This window comes from Spirosoma sordidisoli (assembly GCF_004138325.1).
Lineage (GTDB): Bacteria > Bacteroidota > Bacteroidia > Cytophagales > Spirosomataceae > Spirosoma > Spirosoma sordidisoli.
The window spans coordinates 69,900-94,515 of record NZ_SBLB01000001.1 but is presented as its reverse complement, the minus strand read 5'-3'; the positions used below and the strand labels follow the sequence as shown (position 1 = coordinate 94,515).

Here is a 24,616-nt window from a genome sequence, read left to right as displayed (position 1 = left end):
AAACCAGCCGAGGCATGTCCATGTCCAGTGTGGATGTTGTCTCGGCCATCAGCAACTCAACGGCTGAAACCGATCTTTTCTCGGCTTCCATCCCGGCCGGCAAGTTGGGCCTGGAGAAAACGCTGGCCCTGCATTACGTGGGTCGGCTAACCACGGGTCTGTTGCCCCCGGCCGTCACGATAAAGGTGTATCTGGGTAGCAGTAGCTTAACCGTGTTCACGGCCGTAGCCCTGCTGGCCAGTGGTAGCAAACCGCTGGTACTCGATGTGCGGATCAGCAACGTGAACAGCATGAGTGCTCAGTACGTCAGCGTCGTTGGTCAGTACAACACCAGTTGCATTACGGCCGACGCGGACTGGACGGTGGATACCACAACGGCCCAGACGCTGCGGGTAACGGCTCAGTTCGTGTCGCTGTCCACCAGCACGTCCATCCAGACCAAAGAAGCCGTGCTCGAAATAAGTTAATAACAATATTTAAACCATATTGCGTATGTTTATCGCCTTTCTAAAACCTATTGTCACCAAAGCGGGCGCAGTCCTGCGAGACGGCTTTCTGTATGTATACCGCAACCCGTTTATTCTGGTGCTGCTGCTGCTGGTGGGGCTGATTCTGTCGCTCTACGTCAGCGGCCGCAAGCAGAATCAACTGGACTACCTGCAACCCCGGCACGACTCGCTACTGGCTCTGTCACAGACCCAGTTCGAGACGATCCGAACCGCCACTACTAAAGTTGAAGCCAACCATGAAACCGAGAAAAAAAACTCACTGGCCGACTCGCTGGCCGCTACTCGTCTGGATAGTGCTGTGCTGCACAATGCCATTGACAGTTTACTCTCAGTCAACCGCGCCTACCGCCACAACGCTAACGCCCCGGCAGCGCGAGGAAGAAATCTACCGGCAACTCGCTGAGTTGAGCCGGATCAGACCCCGCTACGACTCGCTGGTCACGCGCCAGGCTTATTTCGACTCGTTCGTCACCGACGTCAGGAGCGCGATGAAGGGCTGGTGCAAGCGACGGAAAGTGGAAAAGGTCTTGAAACGAGTCGAAAGCTATTCGGCGCATTGAGCGCAATACCCCATCAACCAACCCTATGAGTTTCTGGCAATACTTTTTCGGCTTGTTTGCCGGGATGCCACCCGAAGTCGGGCAGTTTTTCGCCAAACTCATCGGGGGGTCTATCGCCCTGATTTTTTTCCCGCCAACCGGCTGGCGGGGTGGTTTCTCGCAGATCGCCGTCAGCTTTTTTGTTAGCCACTATGCCGCTGCCACCGTGCAGCGCAAGTGGATGCCAGACTGGCCGGTTGAATCGGTCTATGCCATTGTCAGCTTCGCAGGCTGGGCTATTATGAGCGTGGTCGCGGCTATTCTGACCAGGATAAAGGGAAACCCGGATCAGGCACTGAACCTGTTTGACACATTGGCCCAGGCGTATAGCAAGTGGCGCAATATTAGTAAACCCGGTAACGATGGAACCAACAACGTATAACGCTTTCCCCGAACTGGCGCAGGTCATTTTCGACTGGTGGGAAACCCTGGCCCTGGCGGTTGCTGCCCCCGGCCTGGTGATCAACTTTTTCTTCTCCATGCACAAAGGGCGTGTGTACAGGGGAGCGTTCGTGCTGCTGCTGCTGGGCGTCGTCATGCAGATATACATCGACGTGATCACGGCCACGACCCGGCATCCGAGCTGGGCCGACGTGAACCGGCCGATTCTGTACACGGCTTGGGCCTGGACGGTCTGGAGCCGGGCCAGTCTGTACCTGCGGTACTTATATCAGCTACGGACTCAGTACGACACCACGATTGAGCAAGTGTTATCGGTCGAGAACCAGGTCATTCCCTGGCGGGAAGTTGCGCTATTCACGGCGCAAATGGAGCGGTGGCAGAAGTGGGTGCTGGGTGTAATCGCCCTGATTTTTGCGACCGGCGTACTGTACAGCAACGTCAACAAGATTGAAACGAAACAAACCATTTCGATAGCCGCGACCCGGCAGGCCGTGGTGCAGGACAGCACGGCGAAACTGGCTGCTCTGGCGTTGAAACGCCACCAGGACAGTTTGTTTCTGGAGCAGCTACTGGTGCAGAAACAGGAAATGCAGCTCGTGCTGCGGCAACTGGAGCAGGCGAACAAAGCCCGCAACAGCCAGGAGCTGAGCCGGACGAAGGCCACGATGCGGGCGTTGAACGCGATAGAAAAAAGCGTCCGTGAGCGGCTGCAAACCCCTATTCCCAAGATACAGCCCCCGGCGCGGAAGGAGTTTAAGCTACCCAGCAGCCTGCCGCCCGTTCGGCCCACATCGTACCTGGACTCAACGTACCATTTTGATTCGTTAATGATGGCTAAACAAACGTACTGATGCAAATCAAGATTCTCATTCTGCTCCTGCTGGGTACACAGGGAGCCTTGGCCCAGTTCCGGATCTATCCGGTTGGTTCTCAATACGCGATTGGCGACGCCCAGGGTACGTTTGTCCGGTTCCGCGACGCCAGGGATGTAAGCGTCGTACTCTACCCCGGTACCGCAACACTCACGGTGTCGGGTGAGCCGGTGCGCTACGCGACCTACGACACGTTTTTGAACCGCGACGGCCAGCCCTACGGCCTGACCTATGCCGACGCGCTCAATAGCTGGCGAACCACGATAGGCAACTTTACCACGGTTGGCTCGGTACTCAACGCGACGGTGGATTACACCACCAGCGGTAATACCGTGCCGGCGACCGGGGCTTTCAAGTACATAACGGAAAACTTGGGTGGGCAAACGGCGACACTGACCTATGGTGGGTTTGTGTACACGCTGAATCCCGGCGAACAGCGGCTATTTAGTACCGAGCTTGATTTGTCCAGCAACAAACTAACCCCGCTGTCCAGTCTAGTGGTGAACGCAACCGGAACGACCGTACGAGTTCTAATCTTTAAACGTCAATAACATGCTTCGACTTTGGCTTTTTTTGGTCTACGCAACATTACTTAGTACGAGTACCTTAGCGCAGCTAGTTATTCGGCCACCCGTAAGCGGTACGGCAACCAACGACCCTGCATTACGCAACGACCTTAACCTGGTTCAGTCCCAACTCGAAGTCTTGTCCTCAGTACCGGCTGCATTAATACAGCGTGTGGTCCATGTCGCGGACATCCCTAGTTTAACAGCTACAACGGGTAGCTCGGGCCTGGCGGTCCACGTACGCGACGGGGTGCGGGGCGGTAATTTCTGTTATATGCCATCCGGCACCCCGGATGGCGGGTGCGTCTTTCCGGCATCAGGCGGGGGCGTCTGGGTGCGGCAGTTTCGCGGCCCGGCCCGCTTTGAGTGGTGGGCACCCGTAGCGGGCGACGGAGCCGACAATACCGCGCTGCTGGTCTCCGCGCTAACGTCGGTCAAGTCGCTCAATGTGCCCGAAGGTCGTTTCTGTTTCCGACAGATTACGATTCCGCGCGGGTGTCGCATCGGGGGGGTAGCGGGCAAAACGACGCTCGTACTCCATCCTGGCGTTGTGGGTCAGTCAAGCCCCAACCTCGAACAGCCAGACCAGGTAACGGGCTGGCTAAACGCTAGTCAGGATTCCATTACGATCGAGAACCTGACGCTCGATCTATCACTCAATACCACGCCCGTCTCGGCCATTAAGTCGTATTCGACTAGTGTGAATAGTCTGGTGATCGATCACGTAAACTTTAAAAACGGCATCAACCCGTTTGTGTATCACTGGACATCGGCACCGTTCAGTGGGTTACAGATTACGTTTTGCAAGTTCCTGTCCGGTACGAACGCGATCAGCGTACGCGGCACCTCAAAAGGCCGCAGCGATGTTTTAGTTGACCATAATAAATTCGATGATTGTGGGGGGAATATCATCGGATTGGAAGACAACTTGAATATTAACGACCTGCGGTTCGACGTGTATTTCGACTGTCAGGTCACTAACAATACAATCGTTAATTGTCGGGCAGGCGCCGGGGCGGCCGGACCGATACCCATCGAGTACCACGGTGTCACTCGGGGTGTCGTATCGGGAAACACGATTAACACAGGCACACGCGGTATCGGTATATCGACCTCGCAAGGAATCGTTGTTAGCAAAAATGTCATCACCAACCAAAGTGCCTACGCGTTTGAGACATCCAAAATCAGGGGGGTATCGTTCCTGAATAATATCTCTACCAACAATCCCAAATTCATTGCCCTGACGGGTGCTGACGGCGGGGTTGCGTTCGTGAACCGCGACGTGCTGATTCAGGGCAACCAAGTTACCGGAACGGGCCTGAGTAGCTGGAATGCTGCCGACCCCCCATCCGCTATCCAGTCCACTTACAACGACGTTATTGAGAACTGGACAATATCCAATAACAAATTTGTCAACCTGGAATTCACAGAATCGGTCATCATGCTTCGCGGGGCGCATGTGACGCCTGGCGTCAAGTCGGCAGCCCTCAGCAGAAAGATTTTCATTACCAACAATCAGTTTATCAGCGACTCGGTGATGACCCCAATCCAGGCCATTGTGGTGGAAGGCAACCAAGTCTATATCGAAGGTAACCACTTCCTGCGCTCAGCCGACTACACGTCAGCCACGCACTACCAATCAGGAGGGGCGGTCGTCAGCACCACAGGGTATATCAGTCGCGGGCCGTTGGACGATGTGAATATTAACAGGAATACGTTTCAGTTCACCGGCACAAGGGGCTCTGGGGCGTTCAGCGCGGTTGGTCAGTACTTGTCGTTCGTGGGCCAGTCACTGTGTACAAACCTGTCGCTTCGCAGCAATCACATTAGAGGGAACTATCGGTACGGGATATACACCGATGAGATAGACGGTAAGACGTTTATAGACGGCAACGAAATTGATGCCGCTGTGCAGACGCCCTACCAGCTCAGCCCATCCGTCGTGTTGCGCCAGACCCTGCGGAGCCATGATGGAACATCGGCCCCGACGACCGGCACGTGGCGGCTGGGCGACCGGGTGCTGAACAGTAATCCCGCGCCCGGAGCGGTCAGTGGGTGGGTCTGTATCACAGCGGGAACACCGGGCGTATGGGCCGACTTGAGCCTCGCTGGTTACGATTACGCCGGAACAGGAAGCCCTATAGGCGTTATAGCCGCTCCCGTAGGAGCTATTTACCGAGACATCACCGCCGGAACGGGTCGGTTTTTCTACAAAGGGTCCGGTGTTACAGGAAACACGGGCTGGCGGGAAATGGCGCAGGCGGTAAGCCCTACGCTGTCAGGTACGGTATCGTTCTCGCACACCGATGGTATCGGTGTGCGATTCATTACAGCGGGCCAGGCGTCGGGACACTGGTTTCAGTCGTCTGATCCTAACGAAACATTCCTATATACGACAGATGCCGCTCAAACCCGCTTTGAGTTGAAACTGGGCACGGCCCGTTCAAACGATGCGACGGTCGGCCTGAGATATATCACGGGCACGCTGGGCGGTGGAACAGGGGTGCTGTCAATCGGTCAGGCATCCAAGAATCTCTCAGGCTGGACGCATGGGTTCACGCGCCTGTACAATATGGGCGTGATTACTATGACAACAACGCCCACCAACCGAGTTTTGATTGGCACGCAAACGGACAATGGGCGGGATATTGCACAACTCGCCGGCTCGCTGTCTACCAGTGCGGTCTATGGCGCAGGAGCTGCGCCCACGGTAGCCGCTGGGGCCGGGGCCGGTACGGGGCCAACCGTATCAATCGTAGGAACGGCTACGGCTGGGATAATTACTGTCGTCACAGGTTCTGCGCCGGGAGCGGGCACGTTGGCCACGCTTACATTTCCCACGGCCTATGTGACCAATGCGCCCATCGTCGTTGTGTCTGGAGCGCAGGGCACCTCGCTGCCCGCATTCACGACAAGTGAATCCACGACCGGCTTTTCTGTCGCAACAACCACCGCACCCAGCGGGAGCACGACTTACCGCTTCTCCTACATCACCATTGGCCGCTAAACAGCTATGGCAAAAAAAACCTACCCCGACTTTGGCAAGTGGCTGACGTATGCCGAAGCCATTAAGTCCACCACTGCCATCCGGCTGGGCATAGACAATACACCAACCCAGGCGCAGTATAACAACATGAAGCGGTTATACGACAACGTGTACGCCCCGCTCTGCGACCACTTTGGCTACAAACTGCCCGTCAGCAGCTTTTTTCGGACTCCGGCCCTGAACAGTGCGGTGGGTGGGTCGAGCACGTCTGATCACCCAAATGGCAACGCTATCGACATTGACATGGACGGGGCCGGTCGCGAACTGACCAACAAAACGCTCTTTGCGCACGTCAAAAGCCAGGTGGATTTCGACCAGTTGCTGTGGGAGTATGGCACTAAAGACAAACCCGAATGGGTACACATCGGCTACCGGGGAAAAGGCAAGAACCGCAAGCAGGTGAAATATATATCCTGATATAAGGTAAAAAGATTATTAAAACCATTGAGTGGTAATGCTGCAAATCCCCGGCGCATTGGGCCGGGGGTTTCTTTCAACCCACATTCCTATGACCCGCGAACTTGTTGTTGCCCATACCACCGAATCACTCGACTGGCTGAGTGCAGTACCGGCCGGCTGGCAGATCACTGTATACAGCCGGACACTGACCGAGTATCCGGGAGCCGACGTGCAGCCGACCGAAGAAACGAGCCACCACGGCGTCGTGATCCGCCACTGCATCGCCCGGTATAACACGTTGTCCGATTTAACCGCGTTTGTCACCGGCAACCCGTTTGCCCATATCCAGCACTCGCTGTTCTGGTCGTGTTTCAAAACCGATACCGAGCATATCTTGGGCGGCTGGTATACGTGCCAGGCCAACGGTGAGCCCAACCACCCCGGCCTGCCCCTGACCACGGTACAAGCCATGATCAACGTGGAGCCCGTTTATCCCATCGGCTTTTGCGCCGGCTCGCAGTACGTGGTGAGCCGGGCCACGATCCAGTCCCGCAGCGATGCATTTTACTGGCAGATGTGGAAAGTGCTGGGAGCGGGTGAGCTCTACCCGTTCTGTATCGAACGGCTCTGGCCGACCGTCTGGAATCTGGCTCCGGCCGAGCGCGAAACCTGGGGCATGTTGTACACCCACCACAAGATTGCGGACGCTGTGCTGAACCGGGTGCTGGCCCATATCAACGCAATGGGACTGCGTGAGGACCGGTTGGTGGTGGTCGGCTGGCACGAGGATGGGCGGATACCGCTTGACGCCGTACAGGTACACTGCCGGCCGACCGACACCCACTGGCACCCCGCGATCTATGAGCAGATGATTGCCGGGCTTGAAGTCATTCCGCCCGACGCCAATGTGCTGACCCTGGAACACGACATTTTATACCCCCACACGTACCTAGACACCATGAGCCGGGCCATGATACGACACGATAAAGTCTATTTCTATACGCACGTAAGGCATATCGACGTCCGGCCCGTGCCGCAGCAATTAGGCTTCTGGGCGTCGGACCCCAACGGTACCAGGACGCTGCAATCCGGAGCCGGGGGCCGGTGCAGCCATTTGCTCAGTGAAGCCCGTCAGAACTTAGCGTCGTACCGGAACGGCACGTTCAAAGGCGATTTCGAGCTGGGGATCAATACGGGCTGGGAGGGTGTGTACCACCAGCATCCGCTGCTGGATATTCGGCAGGGCAACAACAGCACGGATACCGGGTATGACAAAGCGGTTTATTTCGCGTCCAACACCGAGACGTACTGGGGCGACGCGATGCCACTCATCAAACGATTGCAAACTTTTTAACTTGACCGTTTGATCAATATAGAAAAAAGGGTACCTTTGTGATGTCGAAAGAAAGGGGCATTCCCGGTTTCATTCCCTGAAAAAAGAAATTCTTGTTTCAGGCCGTAAAAAGGCCAGTTTTGCGAATCCCTCTCTCTCCGCAGAAAACAGTAGCGTGCCTTTCTAGTATGATTGCTACGGCTTACTAGAAATTAACAACTCGGGGTGTAGCGTAGCCCGGTATCGCGCCTGCTTTGGGAGCAGGAGGTCGTAGGTTCGAATCCTGCCACCCCGACACTAAAAACCGTCCATTTCGCAAGATTTGGGCGGTTTTTCTTTTTCAGCCATACGTATTGGCAGTTTTTTGGCAGCAATTGGCATAGAAGAATGGTACGAAGCCTGGTACTGAAAACGAGTAACTACACAACCAGCAGCGTGTTTGGTTGCGGCCTCAATCACCCTTTGCGTGGTCTATCGTGTCTGGGGTGTTCAGAATAAACAGAAAGTTTTACTGCATTTAGGCTTTTGAATATAAATTAACTTATATAACAGTTTCAAGCGTACACTTATATTAAAGATCAATGGTATAGTATTGACAGAGGCTGCCGCTTAGTATACTTTATTTTTCACTTATGTAGAAGATATATTCATATACGTTACGGATGAAAACTGTCTTTTCCTTCCATGAAAGCTCCTGTAATTTTAACTTTTATCCTGTCAGTTTATAGCCTGTGTTCTCAAGCACAGAAAGTCAAATCGTTAACGGCTCGTAACACTGTCTATCTAGAGATTCTGGGGTCTGGTGCGCTTTATTCGATTAACTATGAACGTCTCTTACTTCAAAAGGAAAAACAGGCTTATGGATTGAGAGTAGGTACTTCTTACTTTGGAGAGAGACCCGCTACAATAGCTCTTATAGGTGAGTTACTTATGTTGACAGGGAAGGGTGATCATCATGGTGACTTTGGTTTAGGATTAACTGGTGCGAGTGGAAGGAATAATGAGTTAGGTCTTTCGAGCTTTGAGAGAAAAACCTCTTTATTTGCTGTTCCACGATTAGGTTACCGTTATCAGAAGCTGACAGGAGGGATTATGTTACGAGCTGGTTTTACTCCCTTGATACGGTTAATTGGCAATAGCCGAATTTTTAGTCCCTCTTTAGGTCTATCAATAGGGCATAGCTTCTAGCAGTTTTATATGTTTTTAAGAACAGCTTCGTAAAGCAGCGATTGTTATACTGCTTTTAATCGAATAACACAATGTGAGTTATATAAAGCAGCATATCTGCAGTGTACAATTTAGCTCGTGCTGCCGATGGGCGTTCAATCCTTATACTTCTCCCAGATCAGTGGTCAGTTTTCTTTTGCACCTGTGAGAATGCTGTTTTGGCTTAAGTCCAGTTCTGCTTTCAGGGAACTGGACAGTTAATAGACCTCTGTGATTTGCTCCTTTCGTCTAAATGAAAGTGGCTACAGGTATGCGGCCGTCAGGTTGATGCGCTTGGTCACCTTAACGGTGTTGCCTGTTAAACGTCTCAAAACGCCTTCCACATCGACCAGGCTATTCGCGCCGGTATACCAGCGCCAGCGGCTGCTGTGGTCGTGGGTGGCTCTGGGTTCGTTCCCCACCAGCTTATTCTCATACAACAGCTTCGGACACGGCCCGTAGTTGTCTTTATTCTGCTGGATGACATAAGGCTGCTGACCGATATTGGAGATGTCTCACGAGTGATGTACTTGTCCATGGAGCTAATTCGCACAATCTGAGCAGGTTTTCTTTTTCCCTTTTTCACCGGCCTTTTATGGGTAGCAAATAGCCCCTTGTTGATGGTGCCAATCGAAACAGGCGTTCTTGCTGGAAGCGCCATCTCCCAAACACCAGCTTGTTGGCAAACCGCGTGTCAGTTAGATCTTCGTTATAGATTTACTCTATGTCAGTATAAAAACAATAGATTGGTACTATATAAAGGTTCATGTAAATTTGATTCGTAAAACCACTAAACACTATCATAATGGGAAACAACGGAAGTCCTGAGACAACTGCGCTGGACGTCAACGATGAAAGCCACGTCAATACAGTAGGCAAATGCCCTTTTCTGAATGGAGAACTGAATAAGAGCGCTGGTGGTGGAACGAGAAACCGCGACTGGTGGCCAAATCAGTTACGGCTGAACATACTACGGCAGCATTCGTCTCTGACCGATCCGATGGACGAAGGTTTCAACTACGCCGAAGCGTTCAAGTCGCTGGATCTGGCTGCGGTCAAGCAGGATATAGTTGAGTTGATGACTACCTCGCAGGACTGGTGGCCAGCGGACTACGGTCACTACGGGCCTTTCTTCATCCGGATGGCGTGGCATAGTGCCGGTACCTACCGCATTGGCGATGGCCGCGGAGGGAGCAGTTCCGGGGCCCAGCGTTTTGCTCCCCTCAACAGCTGGCCCGACAATGCGAACCTCGACAAGGCTCGTCTGCTGCTGTGGCCGATCAAACAGAAATACGGTCGGAAAATTTCCTGGGCTGACCTGATGATCCTGGCCGGTAACTGCGCGCTGGAGTCGATGGGATTCAAAACGTTCGGCTTTGGTGGCGGGCGCGAAGATGTCTGGGAACCGGAAGAGGATATTTACTGGGGATCTGAAACCGAATGGATGGGCGATAACGTACGGTACCCCAGTGGTCCGGAACGTAAACTCGAGCAACCCCTTGGCGCATCTCACATGGGGCTCATCTATGTGAACCCCGAAGGACCCCAGGGCAACCCTGATCCGCTTGCCGCGGCCTACGACATCCGTGAGACGTTTGGTCGGATGGCCATGAACGACGAAGAAACCGTTGCGCTGATAGCAGGCGGGCACACGTTTGGTAAAACCCACGGAGCGGCCAGTCCGAGCGAATACGTTGGTTCTGAACCCGCCGGCGCAAGCATTGAAGAGCTAAGCCTGGGTTGGAAAAACTCATTTGGCACCGGTCATGGGGCACACACCATAACCAGTGGGCTCGAAGGGGCGTGGACTACAACCCCCACGAAATGGGGCAACGAGTATTTCGATAACCTGTTCGGCTTCGACTGGGAACTGACCAAGAGCCCGGGTGGAGCCCACCAGTGGCGGCCAAAAAACGGGGCAGGTGCGGGTACGATCCCCGACGCACACGACCCGTCGATCCGGCATGCCCCCTTCATGCTTACGACAGATTTGGCGCTGAAGGTGGACCCCGCCTACGAAAAGATTTCAAGACGCTTCCATGAAAATCCAGACGAGTTCGCCGACGCATTCGCGCGGGCGTGGTTCAAGCTGACCCACCGTGATATGGGGCCGATAGAGCGTTATCTGGGACCAGAAGTGCCAACCGAGGTGCTGATCTGGCAAGATCCGGTTCCTGCCGTTACGCACCCCCTGGTCAACGATCAGGACATTGCCGAGTTGAAAGGTAAGATCCTGGCGTCGGGCCTGACCATATCGCAGCTGGTTTCAACAGCCTGGGCTTCGGCGTCTACCTACCGCGATTCCGACAAACGCGGGGGTACCAATGGGGCACGGGTTCGGCTGGCACCTCAGAAAGACTGGACAGTCAATAACCCGGTTCAGCTGGCGGCTGTTCTGAAAACTCTTGAGGGCATCCAGCAGGAATTTAACAACGCGCAGGCTGGCGATACAAAAATATCGATGGCCGATCTGATCGTGCTGGGTGGATGCGTTGGTATTGAGCTGGCGGCTAAGAGTGCCGGCGTTGACATTACAGTGCCGTTCACACCGGGCCGCGCGGATGCCTCACAGGAGCAAACGGATGTAGAATCGTTCGATGCGCTCGAGCCAGGTGCCGATGGGTTCCGCAATTACCTGAACCCCAGTCATAAGTCGGCGGCCGAAGACATGCTGATTGACAAAGCTCAGTTACTGACGCTGACCGTTCCGCAATTGACGGTGCTGATTGGCGGTATGCGGGTGCTGGACACAAACTTTGATCAGTCGCGGCATGGCGTATTTACCAACCGGCCCGGGGTGCTCACCAACGACTTTTTTGTCAATTTGCTCGACATGGGAACAACCTGGAGAGCAACCTCCGAAACCCAAAACGTTTTTGAGGGACGTGATCGTAGAACGGGCGAGCGCAAGTGGACCGGAACCCGGGTTGATCTGATCTTCGGGTCGAACTCAGAACTCCGCGCTATTGCTGAAGTGTATGGCTGCGGAGACGCGCAGGAAAAGTTTGTGCGGGATTTTGTCGCAGCGTGGGCTAAAGTGATGAATCTTGGCCGATTCGATCTGGCCTGATCTCGGCCGATAGAAAAGGTTATGCTGTATGTTACAATCAACAGGTAGTCTGGCAACGGACTACCTGTTGATTTACTCCACTGATGTACCAGATATATGACAGGCCAGTTAACACTCATCAACAATGATCTTTGACTATCCAAACCCAATGTGTAGTCCGGTTTTTTCTACTCTGGTTCCTCTGGAAGTAGAGTACTCAGGAACTATTCCCAGGCTGCAAAAGACGATTACTGATCTCGATGCAACGCTGGATCCGGCGCAGATCTCCATTGTTGCTCAGCCCACCACCCATACTATACGCATAATGGGGGTTAAAGCCGAAACGGTTTGCCGGGCCATACAGCTTATAGCCAATCCACCCGCCAGTCTGCCAGATTGATCAATTGACGAGTCGAGTTGTGTATACCCTGGTAATACGGCAAATGCTAACCCAACAAGCGGCTAGCATACGTTAGGCTTACCAGATTATTTCGCCATCTGGGGTTCTAAGCAACTTGGCCGGACAGTGCAAAGTACCTGATTACCGCTGTGCAGAAGGTCGTAGCCCTCAGCAGGCAAAAGAATCGGTTGACTTATACCGATAAGGAGCCTGCTGCAGGTATAAGAATGTTCCTGCAACAGGCTCAATTAAACAGAAGAGTTGGATAAAGCAAAGAGCTAAAAACGAGACAGGCGCTGGGTAACTGGCCCGAAATCGAATAGAATGAAGTAGCTATTTTTTCATATTGAACTAGTTTAAACTGTACACAAAAAAACAAGGCTCTGCGTCATCAGTATCCGTAATAGTTACGGTTTGTACGATGTAGAATGCATAGAGCACACTGCCCCAAAAAGGGCTGGCATGGGGGAATTCCAGGACAGTTGTTGGATACATAGGTACTTATTCACAAGCAAAATGCCTGCCAATCTTTCTAACCTATAGGTAAACAATACAAAAAAATAGCCGCAATGCGCAAAGCAGGGCGGCAGGTACAGCAAGTCGTAAAACGCGGAAGATCACGTCTTTTCATTCATAGACATGTATATACGGAGACAAACTACGTGTGGATTATAAAGTTTTGAAAAAAGTATATTTATTTTGAAAAAAAGCCCAAACCATCGGGTCTGGGCTACTCTTAAGTTAATAAGTTACGGATAGTACTAAAATATACGTTTAGAATAAAATTATTGATATGTTTTAGTTAAGCCAGTTATTGCTTAGATCGCTAACCCATTCAGCCAGTTGACGGTAACTACTGTTTTTTACGATAAAGGCACGGCTGCCCAGTTCATAAGACCGGTTTATATCGGCTAGCTTTACCGACGAGGTGCGCACAATCACGGGAATACCCTGCCAGTCTGAATCGTTTTTCAATACCTGTAATACTTCATGTCCGTTCAGTACGGGCATATCGAGGTCGAGCAGAATAAGATCGGGAAGATGTCCGTCGAGCTGGTGGGTCAACTGGGTGAGAAGTTCGCGGCCATGGCTGAAGCAGCGTAAATTACAGGCAGCATATTTGTTGGTAAATACGCTTTGTAGTAGATAATGTTCGTCTGGATCATCATCGACTACGTAAATCAGTGGGTTTCTTGAAAGAGGCATACGGTGGATTCGATTGAATTGGTAAAACAATATAACTTAATTCCGATAATTATTTTTATAAAAAAGCTGGACTAGGGTAATAATAACGTTCTCTTGTCGGGCATCGATGTCGGCAGCCGGATTGTTGACGAAAGGGATGATCGCCCGAATTTGCTCAAACTCGCTGGATGATAACGATTTATAACCCATGAACCAGCCCGGAAACGATCGTTGTCTGATTGGACTTTCGTATAGCTGGATAAGCTGGCTGTGTCTCGGATCATGGCTAATCTTTTTAAACAGCTCTTTTACCGCTTTTTCCGGTCCTTCCAGTACTTCAATCAGGCAGCCATTGAAGTAAAGAAGAATTCCGGTTATGTCTAGTGACTGGTTTTTCAGCTGGCTCTGGTGCCTGATCTTGTCCAGCTCAGCAGAAGACAGAAGCGACGTCACCGAGCTCGTGTAGACAATACAGTAGTCCATCTGATGTATTTTTACACAAAACAGCGTATACTTAACCTGTTGTGAACTGATTACTATTAGTATATCATATGACTTTTATCATATACTATTTTTTGCCGACTAACGAGAATAGTTATAGGCTATTAGCAGCCCATTAAAGCCACCGGTTTTTGTAAAATCAGGCGGATCACTGTACTTTTGTGCATTATCTGGCCTACCGGGTTGCTCTTCATCAGTTTGGCGATGCCCGCACAGGATCAGATCCGGTCCCGTAGCTCAGTTGGATAGAGCATCTGCCTTCTAAGCAGACGGTCTTTGGTTCGAATCCAAACGGGATCACGTTGAAATCAAGCACTTGTCTGTATGGTCAAGTGCTTTTTTTATGAGTTATTAGTTGAGCTATCAAACGCTTTGGGCATTGATCGGGCAAACTAGTAAATTCAGACATCAGGCCTCACGGTTTCGTAGACGCAAAACTTGATGCGTCAATTACATATCGCCATGCTACCAACTCTGTTTTCACACTATTGGTGACATGCATACTTATCACAAGCGGCCGATACCACCTGTTTACGGTTACGATCTCCTCCAACATAAAACCCCTGGCCATCTGGCCAGGGGTTTTATGTTGGAGGAGGGTATGCTTGTAAGAAGATTATATTGTTACAGATAATCGACGATACGTTTGCCAACAATTCCGTTTTGCAGCTCACGGCGGAGAACCGCTTTACGACGCCGGGGATGGGTCGAAACGTACTTCACTCGCATTTTAAGCGTGAAGCTAACCACCATGTATATACCGAAGAGCGCAATCAGAATCAGCAATGACATGGTATTGGATATGTTGCGGTGGAGCAGGAAAAACAGGACCGTGTTCAGGAACGATATACCACACAGCACAGCGGTTGCTCCGGCATGGGAAAGGCCATTGTCAAGCAGGATATGGTGCATGTGGTTCCGGTCAGCCGAGAACGGAGAACGACCGGCCAGAATACGTACCAGAAACACCCGCAGCGTATCGAAGATCGGAACGATCAGAATGACGATCGCAATGATTGGCGCGTTGAAGAAAGCGGTAGGTTCGTAGCGGAACGACGCGTTTAGATTCACAAACCGAACGGCGAAGAAAGCCAGCATGAAGCCTATGATCAGCGATCCGGTGTTACCCATGAATATCTTGCTGGTCTTCGAGAAGTTGAACCGCAGAAAGCCAATCAGCGCCCCCGATAGCGTAAAGGCCATGCAGGCCATGGCAAAGTGGTTGGTCAGCAGAAACCACCCGCCAAATGTAGCACTGGCAATTGTCGCAATTCCCCCGGCTAGGCCATCGATCCCATCAATCAGGTTGATAGCGTTTGTCAGGGCGATGAAAATGAAGCAGGTCAGCAGGATACCAACTAGTTCTGCGATGTGGTGAAATCCCATGATGCCATATAGGTAATCTACCCGCAGGTCACCAAAGAAGATCAGAATCATGGCTGCAACTACCTGAAAGAGAATCTTCTTGGTCGGGTCTATACCAACCAGATCGTCTTTAATGCCGATGAAAAACAGGATGGTCATACCGGCAACGGACAGGTTGGTACGATATATATCGGTCTGATCTATGCTGGGCCAGAGAAAATAGGCGATCAGGATGGCAGCGTAGATAGCAATACCGCCAAAGGTGGGCGTTGGTGTTGAGTGAGAGCGACGTTCACCCGGTTTTTCCATCAGCGACTTCAGCTCAGAAATCTTGATGACTACCGGGATGGAAACGACTGATACGAAACAGGCAACTAAAAAGGATAATATGCACTGATACAGGCCAAGTGTGAAAATATCCTCTCCAAACTTATGCTGTAAGTATGCAATAAATAAATCAATGTTCATAAGGCTGGTCGTTTAGTGATGGCGTGATTCAGAGTTTGGTATCTCCGTTTGTCTAGCCCCTTTTTGCTTCTTTGGTTAGAGGAGTGTATATCTACCAGGCCCAGCAGGGAGCGTAAAAATCAATTGTTAATTTAAGACCACAAGAAAAATTTGATCAAACGGCTTATGTCACTAGTGTACAGGCGAACCGGGCGGGTGAGGGGGTCGGGTTACGTACTGACTTATCTTGCGCAGAGGTTTCAGCCAAAGGGTGAAAAAATAAGGGGTAAGTCCGTTTAGTTTCCAGGCTAGCTGGTCTTCCCGATTGGCGCGCAGTCGGTTACCAACGTTTTTGTTGCTGACTCCGCCGTCCCGCATCACAATGGTTACCTCATCCATATAGGTCAGTTTAGCTTTATTCTTATGAATGAACCGCAGCAGCAGCTCGTAGTCAGCGGCACTTTTCAGGTCGAGCCGGAACAGGCCATGCTGTATATAGAGCTGCCTTTTGGCGAAAAAGGACAAGTGCCCCGGCATCCAGCCCCATAAAAAAGCGTTTGGACTGTACCAGCCCGACCGCCAGTAGCGCCTGAGCCGATTGGTATCGTTGCGATCAACATACAACATGTCTCCGTAAACAGCATCGCTGCCGCTACGCTGAAACGTGGCCACAACATGGTCGATAACACGATCGTGCCGATAAAAGTCATCCGCGTTGAGTAAGCCGATTACGTCGCCGGTAGCCAGGCCAATTCCTTTGTTCATGGCATCGTAAAGCCCTTTATCCGGCTCTGAAATAAATCGCGCAATTCTCGTGCCGTATGACTTAACAATATCAACGGTACCATCAGTCGACTGGCCGTCGACAACGATGTATTCGATGTCAGCGTAGGTCTGGTTCAGGATCGACTCGATACAATCCCGGATATGTTCGGCGCCGTTGTAGACAACCGTAATAATGGATACTTTCACGGAGTAATAATTCGTTGGCGGACCAGAACGGCCGGGTTTCCCTGATAAATACCATAGGCGCTGAGTGAGCGGGTGGCTACCGACCCTACCGACAGCACAGCATGCGACTGACAGTGGACCCCGGCACAAACCACCGCTCTGGCACCGATCCATACCCCTTCGTCAAGAGTGATGGGACGGGTTGTCAGATCGAACGTAACCCGCCGGTAGTCGTGATTGCCTGTAAGCAGCAAAGCCCCCTGCGACAGACAGGCATGATTACCTATAACAACCTCACTTAAATTATCGATCCATACCTGCTCGCCGATCCATACATGGTTGCCGATTGTCAGAAACCAGGGGTATTTGATATTGACAGCCGGCTTAATGACAACACCAACGCCTATTTTAGCACCGAAAAGCCTCAGTATAGCGGTTTTCAGCGCAACGGGTATGGGTAGGTAATTATTTAAAAACACTGAGTTCGCCAGAAACCACAGTAGTATTTTCCAGCGTGGACCCGGCTTGTACCAGTCGTTGTCAAAGCGGGCCAGATCGGTCTTGGCACCCGAAGATGCCTCGCCGGCAGAGGCTGCGCTAGCCGACGGGATGGGGGCGGCCGGGTTTGAGGTTCTTGCCATACTCTGATTGGAAATAGTCGATGATTGCCTGCTTATCGTGACCGACTGTATGATAAACTTCATATAGTTTGGCATCGACCAGGAACCGATACCAAAGCCCTTGTAGAAAATGCCACATCAGGCCCGGGCGACCATCCAGGAAGCCTAGCCTGATAATGTACCTGTACAAAAAGTACAAAAAGGGCCGGGTAAATAAAGGCAGCGAAGCATATTGTAATTTCAGGAATCGCGTGCGCTGCTCCTGAGATCCGAATAACTTCGGTGTTACTCGTTTGGCATCTTCGAAGTTATACTTTATATTCAGCAAATCAATAGCTTCCCGAATTGCGTATTGATTGTGTTTCTGAGTCCACCAGGTCAGGTTGTTCAGGTTGTGGTCTACCAGATCATGCTGAAAATGAGCAGTTTGTGCAGGTGAACCCTGTTGGTCCGCCAGCTTAATGTGCTCGTCCATCCATATTTCTTCACAAAGGCCCTGACCACGGCGCCACAGCCGTAGCAGCCAGATTGGATAATACCCGCCACGGCGCATCCAGCGATTAAAAAACATAACTCGACGTTTCACATATATGCCCGATATATCAGCTGCCAGGGTGGGTAGTCGCTGCGTGATTTCATGGGATAATTCAGGCAGTACATACTCATCGGCATCCATCCGCATGAGCCAATCCGTCTTGAAAGGCGTGTTGGCAATACCGAAGTTGAACTGGGTAGCATAATTGACCCAGGCATTCTGAACAACCACAGCGCCCATTGATTGAGCGATCTCTACCGTGCGATCGGTTGAAAACGAGTCAACGATAAAGATTTTGTCTGTAAAGGATTGCAGACTTTGTAAACACCGGGCGAGATGCTTCTCCTCGTTGAACGTTAAAATGATGACAGAAACGTCAGTCATAACTTGTATACGAAATCAATCGAAAGAACATGTCTGCGATACGAATAATGCCTTTTCGGTATTATTTTTACACCACTATCCACGCGCCGATTGTCGACGCAATATTATAACTTTTTTTAGACGGGAAAAAGCCGATGAAGCGACTTTACTGTACCCTTTTATTGATTTTATACTATTTTTCGGTTTCGGGCCAGGTAAATTATACCGAACTGCCCCGCAATCTACAGCTCTATCCGCGTGATGCTCAAAATCAGGCAAAAATCGTAGTAAGCGGTACTGTTACCTGGAGCGACTTCAAACGCATTGGGGTAAAGGTGCTGCGGGAAGGGGTCGTAACCGATATACTGAGCCAAACCCTGGTGGGCGAGTCCGACAGACCATTCAGCTTTAGTACAACAATCAAAGCCGAACGGGCGGAATACGGAATAGAAGTGTATTTATATACGGATACTGATACAGTATTATCTGTTACACGAAGCCGGCTTGTTTGCGGTGATGTGTTTATAATTCACGGCCAGTCAAACGCACAGGCTCGGGTAGGTATTGACGAAGGAGACTACGGGTTTGAACCCCAGGATCGATTCATGCGAAATTGCTCCTACACCGGAGACGATGTGCAGAATATAAATTGGTTTCAGCTTACCCAGGGAGATAATAGCGTAGGTGGGTTTGGGATTACGTTGCAACGACTGATTCTGGCCAATTATAATATTCCGACACTGATCATTAACGGCGCAGAGGGCGGGAAACCCATTACCGAACTGGCAGCCCGTGATCCGGTTAACCCTGCCAATCCCTATTTCTATTACGGAAAACTGCTCCGCCGGGCTCAATGGGCGGGCGTGGCCCGGCAGGTGAAAGGATTTATCTGGAAACAGGGAGAAGCGGAGGCAGGAACGGATCCTGCAGGTTATGACAAGAAATTTGCAACCTTGTATGATCAGATTCGTGAAGATTACGGTAATGCCCGCATCTACATAAGCCAGATTAACATATTAATGTCTGCGCAGCGTTCAGGAGCTGCGGCTTTACGTGACTTTCAACGGCGTACAAAATATTTGTTCAAAAATGTAGAGGCGATTGCCACCGTTGGAACGAGAACGTATGATGGTACGCACTATGGCGTAGACGGACACAAACAGATGGCTTTTGAGCAATTCCGGCAAATTGCCCGTGATTTTTACGGCTCTACAGACACGATGCAGATCAACTCGCCAGATATCAAACAGGCGTTTTATAATGCTCGGAAGGACTCGATAACGCTGGTATTTGATCCGGGTATGGATATGGTCTGGAAGGCAGACTCGATTACTTATGATTTTTCGAATGGAAAGATTATAAAAGAGAGATACCAAAAAGATTATTTCTACCTGGATGAGCAGCCGGGTTGGATAGTGGCCGGAAATGCCCAGCAGAATCGGGTAAAGCTGGCGCTGAAAGGGCCTGCTACGGCGCGGTTTTTACGCTATCTGCCATCGGTGTTCTCGGACCCACCAACGTCTGATTTCTATGACGGGCCAACCCTGCGGAACAAGCGGGGCATCCGGGCGTTTTCATTCGATGGGTTTCCCGTGGCAGATGCTATTCCAACCGTAAGTACGCTGGCCGCCAAACCGATCTCTGAGAAGGAAATTCAGCTCAGCTGGCCCGCGCTGCCAACGGCCCAGGTACAGATTATTGAGCGGGCCGATGGAACGCCGGTAAACTTCCGGCAGATTGCCAGCCTGACGGCGCGTGAAGCTTCGTTTACCGATACAAACCTGCCCGATCCGTTCGGCATCTATTACTACCGGATGCGGGCGTTCAGCGCGGTCTCCGAGTCTCAATACAGTAATGTAGTAATGGGAAGGCCCCTGGTGCTGGGTATCGAGCCTGTGGCCCCGCTGGTGCAGGTCTATCCCAATCCGCTGGCTACCGGTCAACAGCTGCACATAGAATCCGATCAGGTACAATTTACCCGCATCGATCTGCGCGACCTGACGGGGCGGCTGGTTAAAAGCTGGACGGGTCCCGCCCGTAAAACAGTCTCGATAGCCCTCGACGGACTGGCTACCGGGTTGTATGTTGCTGATCTGGGGACTACTCAGGGGCATACTGTACAGCGGAAGCTGATTGTACGGTAAGCGAATCCGCGTTGGCTTTGCGCGGGATTCCGTAGTTTTGCGCTGTCATCATTGTGATTCACTTATCTATGCGCCTAGTTATTCTCACGCAGGACGATCCGTTCTACCTTGCCCGCAACATTGACTACCTGCTGAAAAAATTGCCACCTTATGCCGAAGTTGTAGCAACGGTGGTGTTTGACGTATCGCCCTTTGGCAAGCGTGAGAGCTTTAAAGATAAAATGAAGAAGACGTACGATATTTTCGGCTTACCCTTCTTCATTCGGTATGGCTTCAAGTTCGTAACCTCGAAACTCGATAGCCGTAATAACGTTCGTAAAGTGCTGTCTGACCGTAATATTCCCCTGGTCCATATAGAGGGGAATATCAATAAAGAGGAAAATCTGCAGAAGCTGCGGGCCTATAAACCTGACCTCCTGGTCTCTATTGCCGGTAACCAGATTTTCAAACAGAAGCTACTCGACGTGGCTACCCACGGTTGTATCAATCTGCACACGGCGCTGCTCCCGAAGTACCGGGGACTGATGCCGTCGTTCTGGGTGTTGAAAAATGGCGAGACCCATACCGGGGTATCGGTGTTTTTTGTCGATGAAGGCATCGACAGCGGGCCAATTCTGGTACAGAACAAACTGGAGATCAGTAACCGGAGCCAGGCTGAACTGATCGATGTCACGAAGAAAATGGGCATGGACGCTATTCTGGAATCGATCGATAAAATTCATAGCGGTAACTACCAGCTCATCGAGAACGATGCGTCGCAGATGACCTATTTTTCGTTTCCCACCCGCAACGACGTCAACGAGTTTTTAAAAGCCGGCAAACGGTTTTACTGAAAAGGAGGAAGGCCCAAGAGGCTGGACACTTGTCTGAGTCCTGTTTCTTTACCCATCTTTCCCTTCATCCTTAGTTATGAATATTCTGACATTTGATATTGAAGAGTGGTTTCACATTCTGGACAATGCGTCGACGCGGACCGAAGCCGAATGGGGCCGCTATGAAACCCGAATCTATGAGAACATGGATCGGATCTTCCAGCTGCTGGATGAAACGAAAAGCCGGGCCACATTTTTCTGTCTGGGCTGGGTCGCCGATAAGCACCCCGATGTGATTCGTAGGATCGATGCGGCCGGATACGAAGTCGCAACCCACTCGTACGCGCACCAGCTGGCCTATGAGCAGACCCCTGCCGATTTTCAGGCCGATCTGGAGCGGTCAATCAAACACCTGCAGGACCTGACCGGCAAGAAAGTGCGGTCGTACCGGGCGCCGGGTTTTTCTATCAAAGAGTATAACCGGTGGGTATTCCCGATTCTGATTGAGCAGGGAATCGAAATCGACTGCTCGGTGTTTTCGGCCCGCCGGGCTCACGGGGGCGATGCGTCGCTGGGCATGTTCGAGCCGGGCTACCTGAACGTTGGCGGAACACTGCTGAAGGAGTTCCCGATCAACACAGCCGCCGTGCTGGGGCAGGATCTGATCTTCTCGGGTGGGGGCTATTTTCGGTTATTACCCTATACCGCCATTCGGGGCCTGATGCGCCGGTCAGACTACGTGATGACCTATTTTCACCCCCGCGACTTCGACGCCGGGCAGCCGATGATTCCGGGCCTGAGCCGGGTACGCCAGTTCAAATCCTATTACGGTCTTAAACACTGCTGGCCCAAGCTACACAAGCTGCTGAACGATTTTCCGTTTATCGACCTGGCCGAAGCCGAACGGCAGGTCGACTGGTCGAAGGTGATCAGGCGGGATGTATAGACTCCGCCGGGATTTAGTCCCGGCGGTTTATTTTTTACGGGCCACCCGACTGTATTCGTCAAGAAGTCGTTTCGCTACGATCTCAATATCGTACTGGGTCCGGAGCAGGTTCGTGGCGTTCTGCCGGACCCGCTCCCGCAGGGCATCGTTGCCCAGCATGCGTTCCAGTCCCGCCCGTACACCTTCAGGCGTTAAGTCGACCAGGCCGGCGGCCTCGTGTTCACGAATGGCCTCTCCGAACCCAACCCGATCAGATACCAGCGCCGGAGTGCCAGCAGCCATGGCTTCGAGCACGGCCATGGAAAAGCCTTCGGAGTAGGAGGGCAGCGTGAACAGATCAGCGTCGGCCAGTGCCGCTTTTTTGTCGTCGCCCGTCAGCATACCAACCATCCGAATCGAATCACCCAGGTTGTTCTGCTCGATAAACTGCCGGGTTTCGGCCTCGTACCCGTCGTCAGAACCAGCCAGGGCCAGCACGGTGCCCGGATGCTGGCGTACGTAATCCCGAAAGGCGGGCAGGAGCAGATCGAGTCCTTTTTTCTTGTTCAGTCGGCTCAGGAACAAAACTACTTTCTGGTCGAGTGGCAAACCGAATTTGGTTCGGAAAGTACCTTTGGCGGGTAAGCTGACAAAATCACTCATCTTGACCCCGTTCGGAATGATGACCACGTTGGGATGCTGGTAACCCAGATACCGCAGCACGTCTTCGCGCTCGTCGGTATTGTTGATGTGCACCAGATCGGCCCGACGCAGATACGCTTTCTGCGCCAGCGTATCCATGATGCGCTTTTTCCAGTTATTCTGAGCGTAGGTCCAGCGGTCAAGTACGCCATGAATGGTGATAACCTTGGCTACCTGCCGGTCGAGCATAAACGGCGCCAGCGTACCAAAGTGCCATAGTCCATGGCAGTGAATGACATCATAGTCGCGGACGTGCTTCTGTAAAAAGCGGTACAGTTCGCCCGAAAACTCCCTGAAAAATCGGCTGATACCAGGTGTTCGTTTGCAAAGAATTAACCGCGCGCCCTCAGGTACCGGGTAAGGACGTTCGCCGGGCGAGATGGGACTCAGAATATCGACCTGGTGACCCTGACGCAGTACAACCTGAGTATGGTCGAAGATGATTTTGGGGGGGCCTCCTGTTTCCCAGGAGTAGGCACAAATGTTCAGAATTCGCATATGTCTCGCGAAATAACCGCTTATGTAGTGAGTTTGATGAACCCGTCGAGCATGTCCTGTGCAACCGCTTCGGGGGCGTATGGGGCAATATGAGCCAGGGCTGACTGACCCAGCTGGTCGGCATCGACAGTGCCGTTCATGAACGAGAGCAGATGCCGGGTTAGCTCGTCGGGTTGGTCCGGATCGAACACGAAGCCGTTTTCGCCATGCCGTACCAGATCAGGCGCACACCCGCAGCGGTTCGACACGATGACGGGCAGGCCGCAGGCCATGGCTTCGTTGACCACCAGACCCCACGGCTCCGACAGGCTTGGCAGGACCAGCACATCGCTTATGGCCAGTACATCCGGTACCTGGTACCAGGGCCGGCCTGGCAAAAAATGAACCGCGTCGCTCGATCCGCGTGTAGCCGCCTGTTCCAACAGGGCGCTTTTTTCGGGGCCGTCTCCGAGTAAAATCAGCCCCCAGTCGGCTGCATGTTCAGCTTGAGCCTGCGCATCGGCAAAGGCGTTTAGCAAGGCTTTCAGGTTTTTGACCGCAATAAGCCGGCCAACAAACACAAAGTTCCGGGTCCGAATACCCAGCGAGTGCTGTTGGGCCGACCGGTGCTGTCTGGCCTGTAGATAGGCCGTTCGGAGCGCTGTATTGTCGACGGAATTTTTGCGGAGAAGAATTTTGTGGGGCGCAATGCCGAGCTGGATGAGGTAGGTGGCCGACTGGCTGCCGAAGCAGAAGAAACCGTCGCAGCGGCTCAGTATCCACCGTTTCAGCTGCTCTTTCCAGCCTCCGCGCTGATGATCTGCCGCTGTACTTTCGTTCTGCATCACAACGCGCACACCCGTAGCTTTGGCCCAGAGCAGCAACAGAAGCTGAGCCGGATCGTAGTACCCGGTCAGTAACAGCACATCGGGGCGAAAAGCCCTGGCCCGGTTAAGAAGGGCGCTGCTTCGTTCCTGTAGACCTACCTCTTCCAGATACCGGTCGAACAGGAGTTCATACGGGTAGGTATAGGTTGGCGCATCGGCCTGGTTGGCTTCGAGACCGGCGCGCGAACGTTCGTTACGGGCAATCTGCAACACCATCAGCGTACTGTCGGGCCGAAGGTCGATCAATCGCTGCAACGCCTGAAAAACGCTTGATTTATAGTGCGCCCAAAGAATATTATGAACGATCAGAATGCGCATCTG

General features: G+C 52.0%; 22 protein-coding genes and 2 tRNA genes. 16 read left to right on the top strand and 8 right to left on the bottom strand.

What is annotated here, in order from left to right; genetic code table 11:
- Window positions 1–14: 14 nt before the first annotated feature.
- From EQG79_RS00435 to katG, 12 genes are all read left to right on the top strand, one after another.
- Entirely contained in the window at window positions 15–467 is a 453-nt protein-coding gene (locus EQG79_RS00435) for a hypothetical protein (protein WP_206445569.1), read from the top strand.
- 25 nt (window positions 468–492) lie between these two features.
- Complete coding sequence (locus EQG79_RS00430) at window positions 493–912, top strand: hypothetical protein (protein ID WP_129598750.1); 420 nt, start codon at window positions 493–495, stop codon at window positions 910–912.
- A gap of 1 nt (window position 913) precedes the next feature.
- Window positions 914–1,069 (top strand): hypothetical protein, encoded by a 156-nt coding sequence (locus tag EQG79_RS30870; RefSeq protein ID WP_165358805.1) that lies wholly within the window; start codon window positions 914–916, stop codon window positions 1,067–1,069.
- A 25-nt stretch (window positions 1,070–1,094) separates the two neighbouring features.
- A complete protein-coding gene (locus EQG79_RS00420; RefSeq protein WP_129598743.1) occupies window positions 1,095–1,490 on the top strand; it encodes a hypothetical protein in 396 nt (131 codons plus the stop codon).
- The gene (locus EQG79_RS00415; protein WP_129598740.1) at window positions 1,471–2,361 is read left to right on the top strand and encodes a hypothetical protein; all 891 of its coding nucleotides are present in this window, start codon (window positions 1,471–1,473) and stop codon (window positions 2,359–2,361) included. The genes EQG79_RS00420 and EQG79_RS00415 overlap by 20 nt, the downstream gene beginning before the upstream one ends.
- Entirely contained in the window at window positions 2,361–2,933 is a 573-nt protein-coding gene (locus EQG79_RS00410; protein WP_129598737.1) for a hypothetical protein, read from the top strand. Before EQG79_RS00415 ends, EQG79_RS00410 begins: the two co-directional genes overlap by 1 nt.
- Before the next feature lie 289 nt (window positions 2,934–3,222).
- Window positions 3,223–5,955, top strand: a complete 2,733-nt coding sequence (locus EQG79_RS00405; protein ID WP_165358804.1) for a right-handed parallel beta-helix repeat-containing protein — start codon at window positions 3,223–3,225, stop codon at window positions 5,953–5,955.
- Window positions 5,956–5,961: 6 nt separating this feature from the next.
- On the top strand, window positions 5,962–6,411 hold the full coding sequence (locus EQG79_RS00400; protein ID WP_129598731.1) for a D-Ala-D-Ala carboxypeptidase family metallohydrolase: 450 nt from the start codon (window positions 5,962–5,964) through the stop codon (window positions 6,409–6,411).
- A 91-nt stretch (window positions 6,412–6,502) separates the two neighbouring features.
- Window positions 6,503–7,747, top strand: coding sequence for a hypothetical protein (locus EQG79_RS00395; RefSeq protein WP_129598728.1), 1,245 nt, complete (start codon window positions 6,503–6,505; stop codon window positions 7,745–7,747).
- 200 nt (window positions 7,748–7,947) lie between these two features.
- Window positions 7,948–8,021: transfer RNA gene (locus tag EQG79_RS00390), tRNA-Pro, on the top strand.
- A gap of 389 nt (window positions 8,022–8,410) precedes the next feature.
- Window positions 8,411–8,914, top strand: a complete 504-nt coding sequence (locus EQG79_RS00385; RefSeq protein WP_129598725.1) for a hypothetical protein — start codon at window positions 8,411–8,413, stop codon at window positions 8,912–8,914.
- 823 nt (window positions 8,915–9,737) lie between these two features.
- Entirely contained in the window at window positions 9,738–12,002 is a 2,265-nt protein-coding gene (gene katG, locus EQG79_RS00380; protein ID WP_129598722.1) for a catalase/peroxidase HPI, read from the top strand.
- Between the two features lie 1,177 nt (window positions 12,003–13,179).
- Here katG and EQG79_RS00370 read toward each other — a convergent pair.
- Window positions 13,180–13,587, bottom strand: coding sequence for a response regulator (locus EQG79_RS00370; protein ID WP_077919942.1), 408 nt, complete (start codon window positions 13,585–13,587; stop codon window positions 13,180–13,182).
- A 36-nt stretch (window positions 13,588–13,623) separates the two neighbouring features.
- Window positions 13,624–14,049 carry a BLUF domain-containing protein gene (locus EQG79_RS00365; RefSeq protein WP_077919941.1) on the bottom strand — a complete coding sequence of 142 codons (426 nt, stop codon included), beginning with the start codon at window positions 14,047–14,049 and terminating at the stop codon, window positions 13,624–13,626.
- 244 nt (window positions 14,050–14,293) lie between these two features.
- Here EQG79_RS00365 and EQG79_RS00360 point away from each other — a divergent pair.
- Window positions 14,294–14,367: transfer RNA gene (locus EQG79_RS00360), tRNA-Arg, on the top strand.
- Between the two features lie 324 nt (window positions 14,368–14,691).
- On the opposite strand, the gene EQG79_RS00355 is transcribed toward EQG79_RS00360, so the two are convergent.
- The 4 genes from EQG79_RS00355 to EQG79_RS00340 form a co-directional block, all read right to left on the bottom strand.
- Window positions 14,692–15,900, bottom strand: a complete 1,209-nt coding sequence (locus tag EQG79_RS00355) for an MraY family glycosyltransferase (protein WP_077919940.1) — start codon at window positions 15,898–15,900, stop codon at window positions 14,692–14,694.
- Window positions 15,901–16,071: 171 nt separating this feature from the next.
- Entirely contained in the window at window positions 16,072–16,851 is a 780-nt protein-coding gene (locus EQG79_RS00350) for a glycosyltransferase family 2 protein (RefSeq protein ID WP_077919939.1), read from the bottom strand.
- On the bottom strand, window positions 16,848–17,471 hold the full coding sequence (locus tag EQG79_RS00345; protein ID WP_077919938.1) for a WcaF family extracellular polysaccharide biosynthesis acetyltransferase: 624 nt from the start codon (window positions 17,469–17,471) through the stop codon (window positions 16,848–16,850). The genes EQG79_RS00350 and EQG79_RS00345 overlap by 4 nt, the downstream gene beginning before the upstream one ends.
- Window positions 17,428–18,369, bottom strand: a complete 942-nt coding sequence (locus tag EQG79_RS00340; protein WP_129598716.1) for a glycosyltransferase family 2 protein — start codon at window positions 18,367–18,369, stop codon at window positions 17,428–17,430. The genes EQG79_RS00345 and EQG79_RS00340 overlap by 44 nt, the downstream gene beginning before the upstream one ends.
- 134 nt (window positions 18,370–18,503) lie before the next feature.
- On the opposite strand from EQG79_RS00340, the gene EQG79_RS00335 reads away from it, so the two are divergent.
- The 3 genes from EQG79_RS00335 to EQG79_RS00325 all read left to right on the top strand — a co-directional run bounded on the left by EQG79_RS00335 (window position 18,504) and on the right by EQG79_RS00325 (window position 22,250).
- Window positions 18,504–20,492 carry a sialate O-acetylesterase gene (locus tag EQG79_RS00335; RefSeq protein WP_129598713.1) on the top strand — a complete coding sequence of 663 codons (1,989 nt, stop codon included), beginning with the start codon at window positions 18,504–18,506 and terminating at the stop codon, window positions 20,490–20,492.
- 68 nt (window positions 20,493–20,560) lie between these two features.
- A complete protein-coding gene (locus tag EQG79_RS00330) occupies window positions 20,561–21,325 on the top strand; it encodes a methionyl-tRNA formyltransferase (protein ID WP_129598709.1) in 765 nt (254 codons plus the stop codon).
- 76 nt (window positions 21,326–21,401) lie between these two features.
- Window positions 21,402–22,250 (top strand): polysaccharide deacetylase family protein, encoded by an 849-nt coding sequence (locus tag EQG79_RS00325; RefSeq protein WP_077919934.1) that lies wholly within the window; start codon window positions 21,402–21,404, stop codon window positions 22,248–22,250.
- A gap of 27 nt (window positions 22,251–22,277) precedes the next feature.
- On the opposite strand, the gene EQG79_RS00320 is transcribed toward EQG79_RS00325, so the two are convergent.
- Both EQG79_RS00320 and EQG79_RS00315 read right to left on the bottom strand, forming a co-directional pair.
- Window positions 22,278–23,429 (bottom strand): glycosyltransferase, encoded by a 1,152-nt coding sequence (locus EQG79_RS00320; protein ID WP_129598706.1) that lies wholly within the window; start codon window positions 23,427–23,429, stop codon window positions 22,278–22,280.
- Window positions 23,430–23,449: 20 nt separating this feature from the next.
- The gene (locus tag EQG79_RS00315; RefSeq protein WP_077919932.1) at window positions 23,450–24,613 is read right to left on the bottom strand and encodes a glycosyltransferase family 4 protein; all 1,164 of its coding nucleotides are present in this window, start codon (window positions 24,611–24,613) and stop codon (window positions 23,450–23,452) included.
- Window positions 24,614–24,616: the final 3 nt, after the last annotated feature.

Excerpts from the sequence above, each read along its gene's own strand:
- EQG79_RS00355 (WP_077919940.1), bottom strand. The coding sequence starts at position 15,900 with ATGAACATTGATTTATTTATTGCATACTTACAGCATAAGTTTGGAGAG.
- EQG79_RS00410 (WP_129598737.1), top strand. The coding sequence starts at position 2,361 with ATGCAAATCAAGATTCTCATTCTGCTCCTGCTGGGTACACAGGGAGCC.
- EQG79_RS00430 (WP_129598750.1), top strand. The coding sequence starts at position 493 with ATGTTTATCGCCTTTCTAAAACCTATTGTCACCAAAGCGGGCGCAGTC.
- katG (WP_129598722.1), top strand. The coding sequence starts at position 9,738 with ATGGGAAACAACGGAAGTCCTGAGACAACTGCGCTGGACGTCAACGAT.
- EQG79_RS00405 (WP_165358804.1), top strand. The coding sequence starts at position 3,223 with ATGCCATCCGGCACCCCGGATGGCGGGTGCGTCTTTCCGGCATCAGGC.
- EQG79_RS00340 (WP_129598716.1), bottom strand. The coding sequence starts at position 18,369 with ATGACTGACGTTTCTGTCATCATTTTAACGTTCAACGAGGAGAAGCAT.
- EQG79_RS00315 (WP_077919932.1), bottom strand. The coding sequence starts at position 24,613 with ATGCGCATTCTGATCGTTCATAATATTCTTTGGGCGCACTATAAATCA.
- EQG79_RS00400 (WP_129598731.1), top strand. The coding sequence starts at position 5,962 with ATGGCAAAAAAAACCTACCCCGACTTTGGCAAGTGGCTGACGTATGCC.
- EQG79_RS00395 (WP_129598728.1), top strand. The coding sequence starts at position 6,503 with ATGACCCGCGAACTTGTTGTTGCCCATACCACCGAATCACTCGACTGG.
- EQG79_RS00330 (WP_129598709.1), top strand. The coding sequence starts at position 20,561 with ATGCGCCTAGTTATTCTCACGCAGGACGATCCGTTCTACCTTGCCCGC.
- EQG79_RS00385 (WP_129598725.1), top strand. The coding sequence starts at position 8,411 with ATGAAAGCTCCTGTAATTTTAACTTTTATCCTGTCAGTTTATAGCCTG.
- EQG79_RS00335 (WP_129598713.1), top strand. The coding sequence starts at position 18,504 with ATGAAGCGACTTTACTGTACCCTTTTATTGATTTTATACTATTTTTCG.
- EQG79_RS00365 (WP_077919941.1), bottom strand. The coding sequence starts at position 14,049 with ATGGACTACTGTATTGTCTACACGAGCTCGGTGACGTCGCTTCTGTCT.
- EQG79_RS00370 (WP_077919942.1), bottom strand. The coding sequence starts at position 13,587 with ATGCCTCTTTCAAGAAACCCACTGATTTACGTAGTCGATGATGATCCA.
- EQG79_RS00435 (WP_206445569.1), top strand. The coding sequence starts at position 15 with ATGTCCATGTCCAGTGTGGATGTTGTCTCGGCCATCAGCAACTCAACG.
- EQG79_RS00325 (WP_077919934.1), top strand. The coding sequence starts at position 21,402 with ATGAATATTCTGACATTTGATATTGAAGAGTGGTTTCACATTCTGGAC.
- EQG79_RS00415 (WP_129598740.1), top strand. The coding sequence starts at position 1,471 with ATGGAACCAACAACGTATAACGCTTTCCCCGAACTGGCGCAGGTCATT.
- EQG79_RS00320 (WP_129598706.1), bottom strand. The coding sequence starts at position 23,429 with ATGCGAATTCTGAACATTTGTGCCTACTCCTGGGAAACAGGAGGCCCC.
- EQG79_RS00420 (WP_129598743.1), top strand. The coding sequence starts at position 1,095 with ATGAGTTTCTGGCAATACTTTTTCGGCTTGTTTGCCGGGATGCCACCC.
- EQG79_RS00345 (WP_077919938.1), bottom strand. The coding sequence starts at position 17,471 with ATGGCAAGAACCTCAAACCCGGCCGCCCCCATCCCGTCGGCTAGCGCA.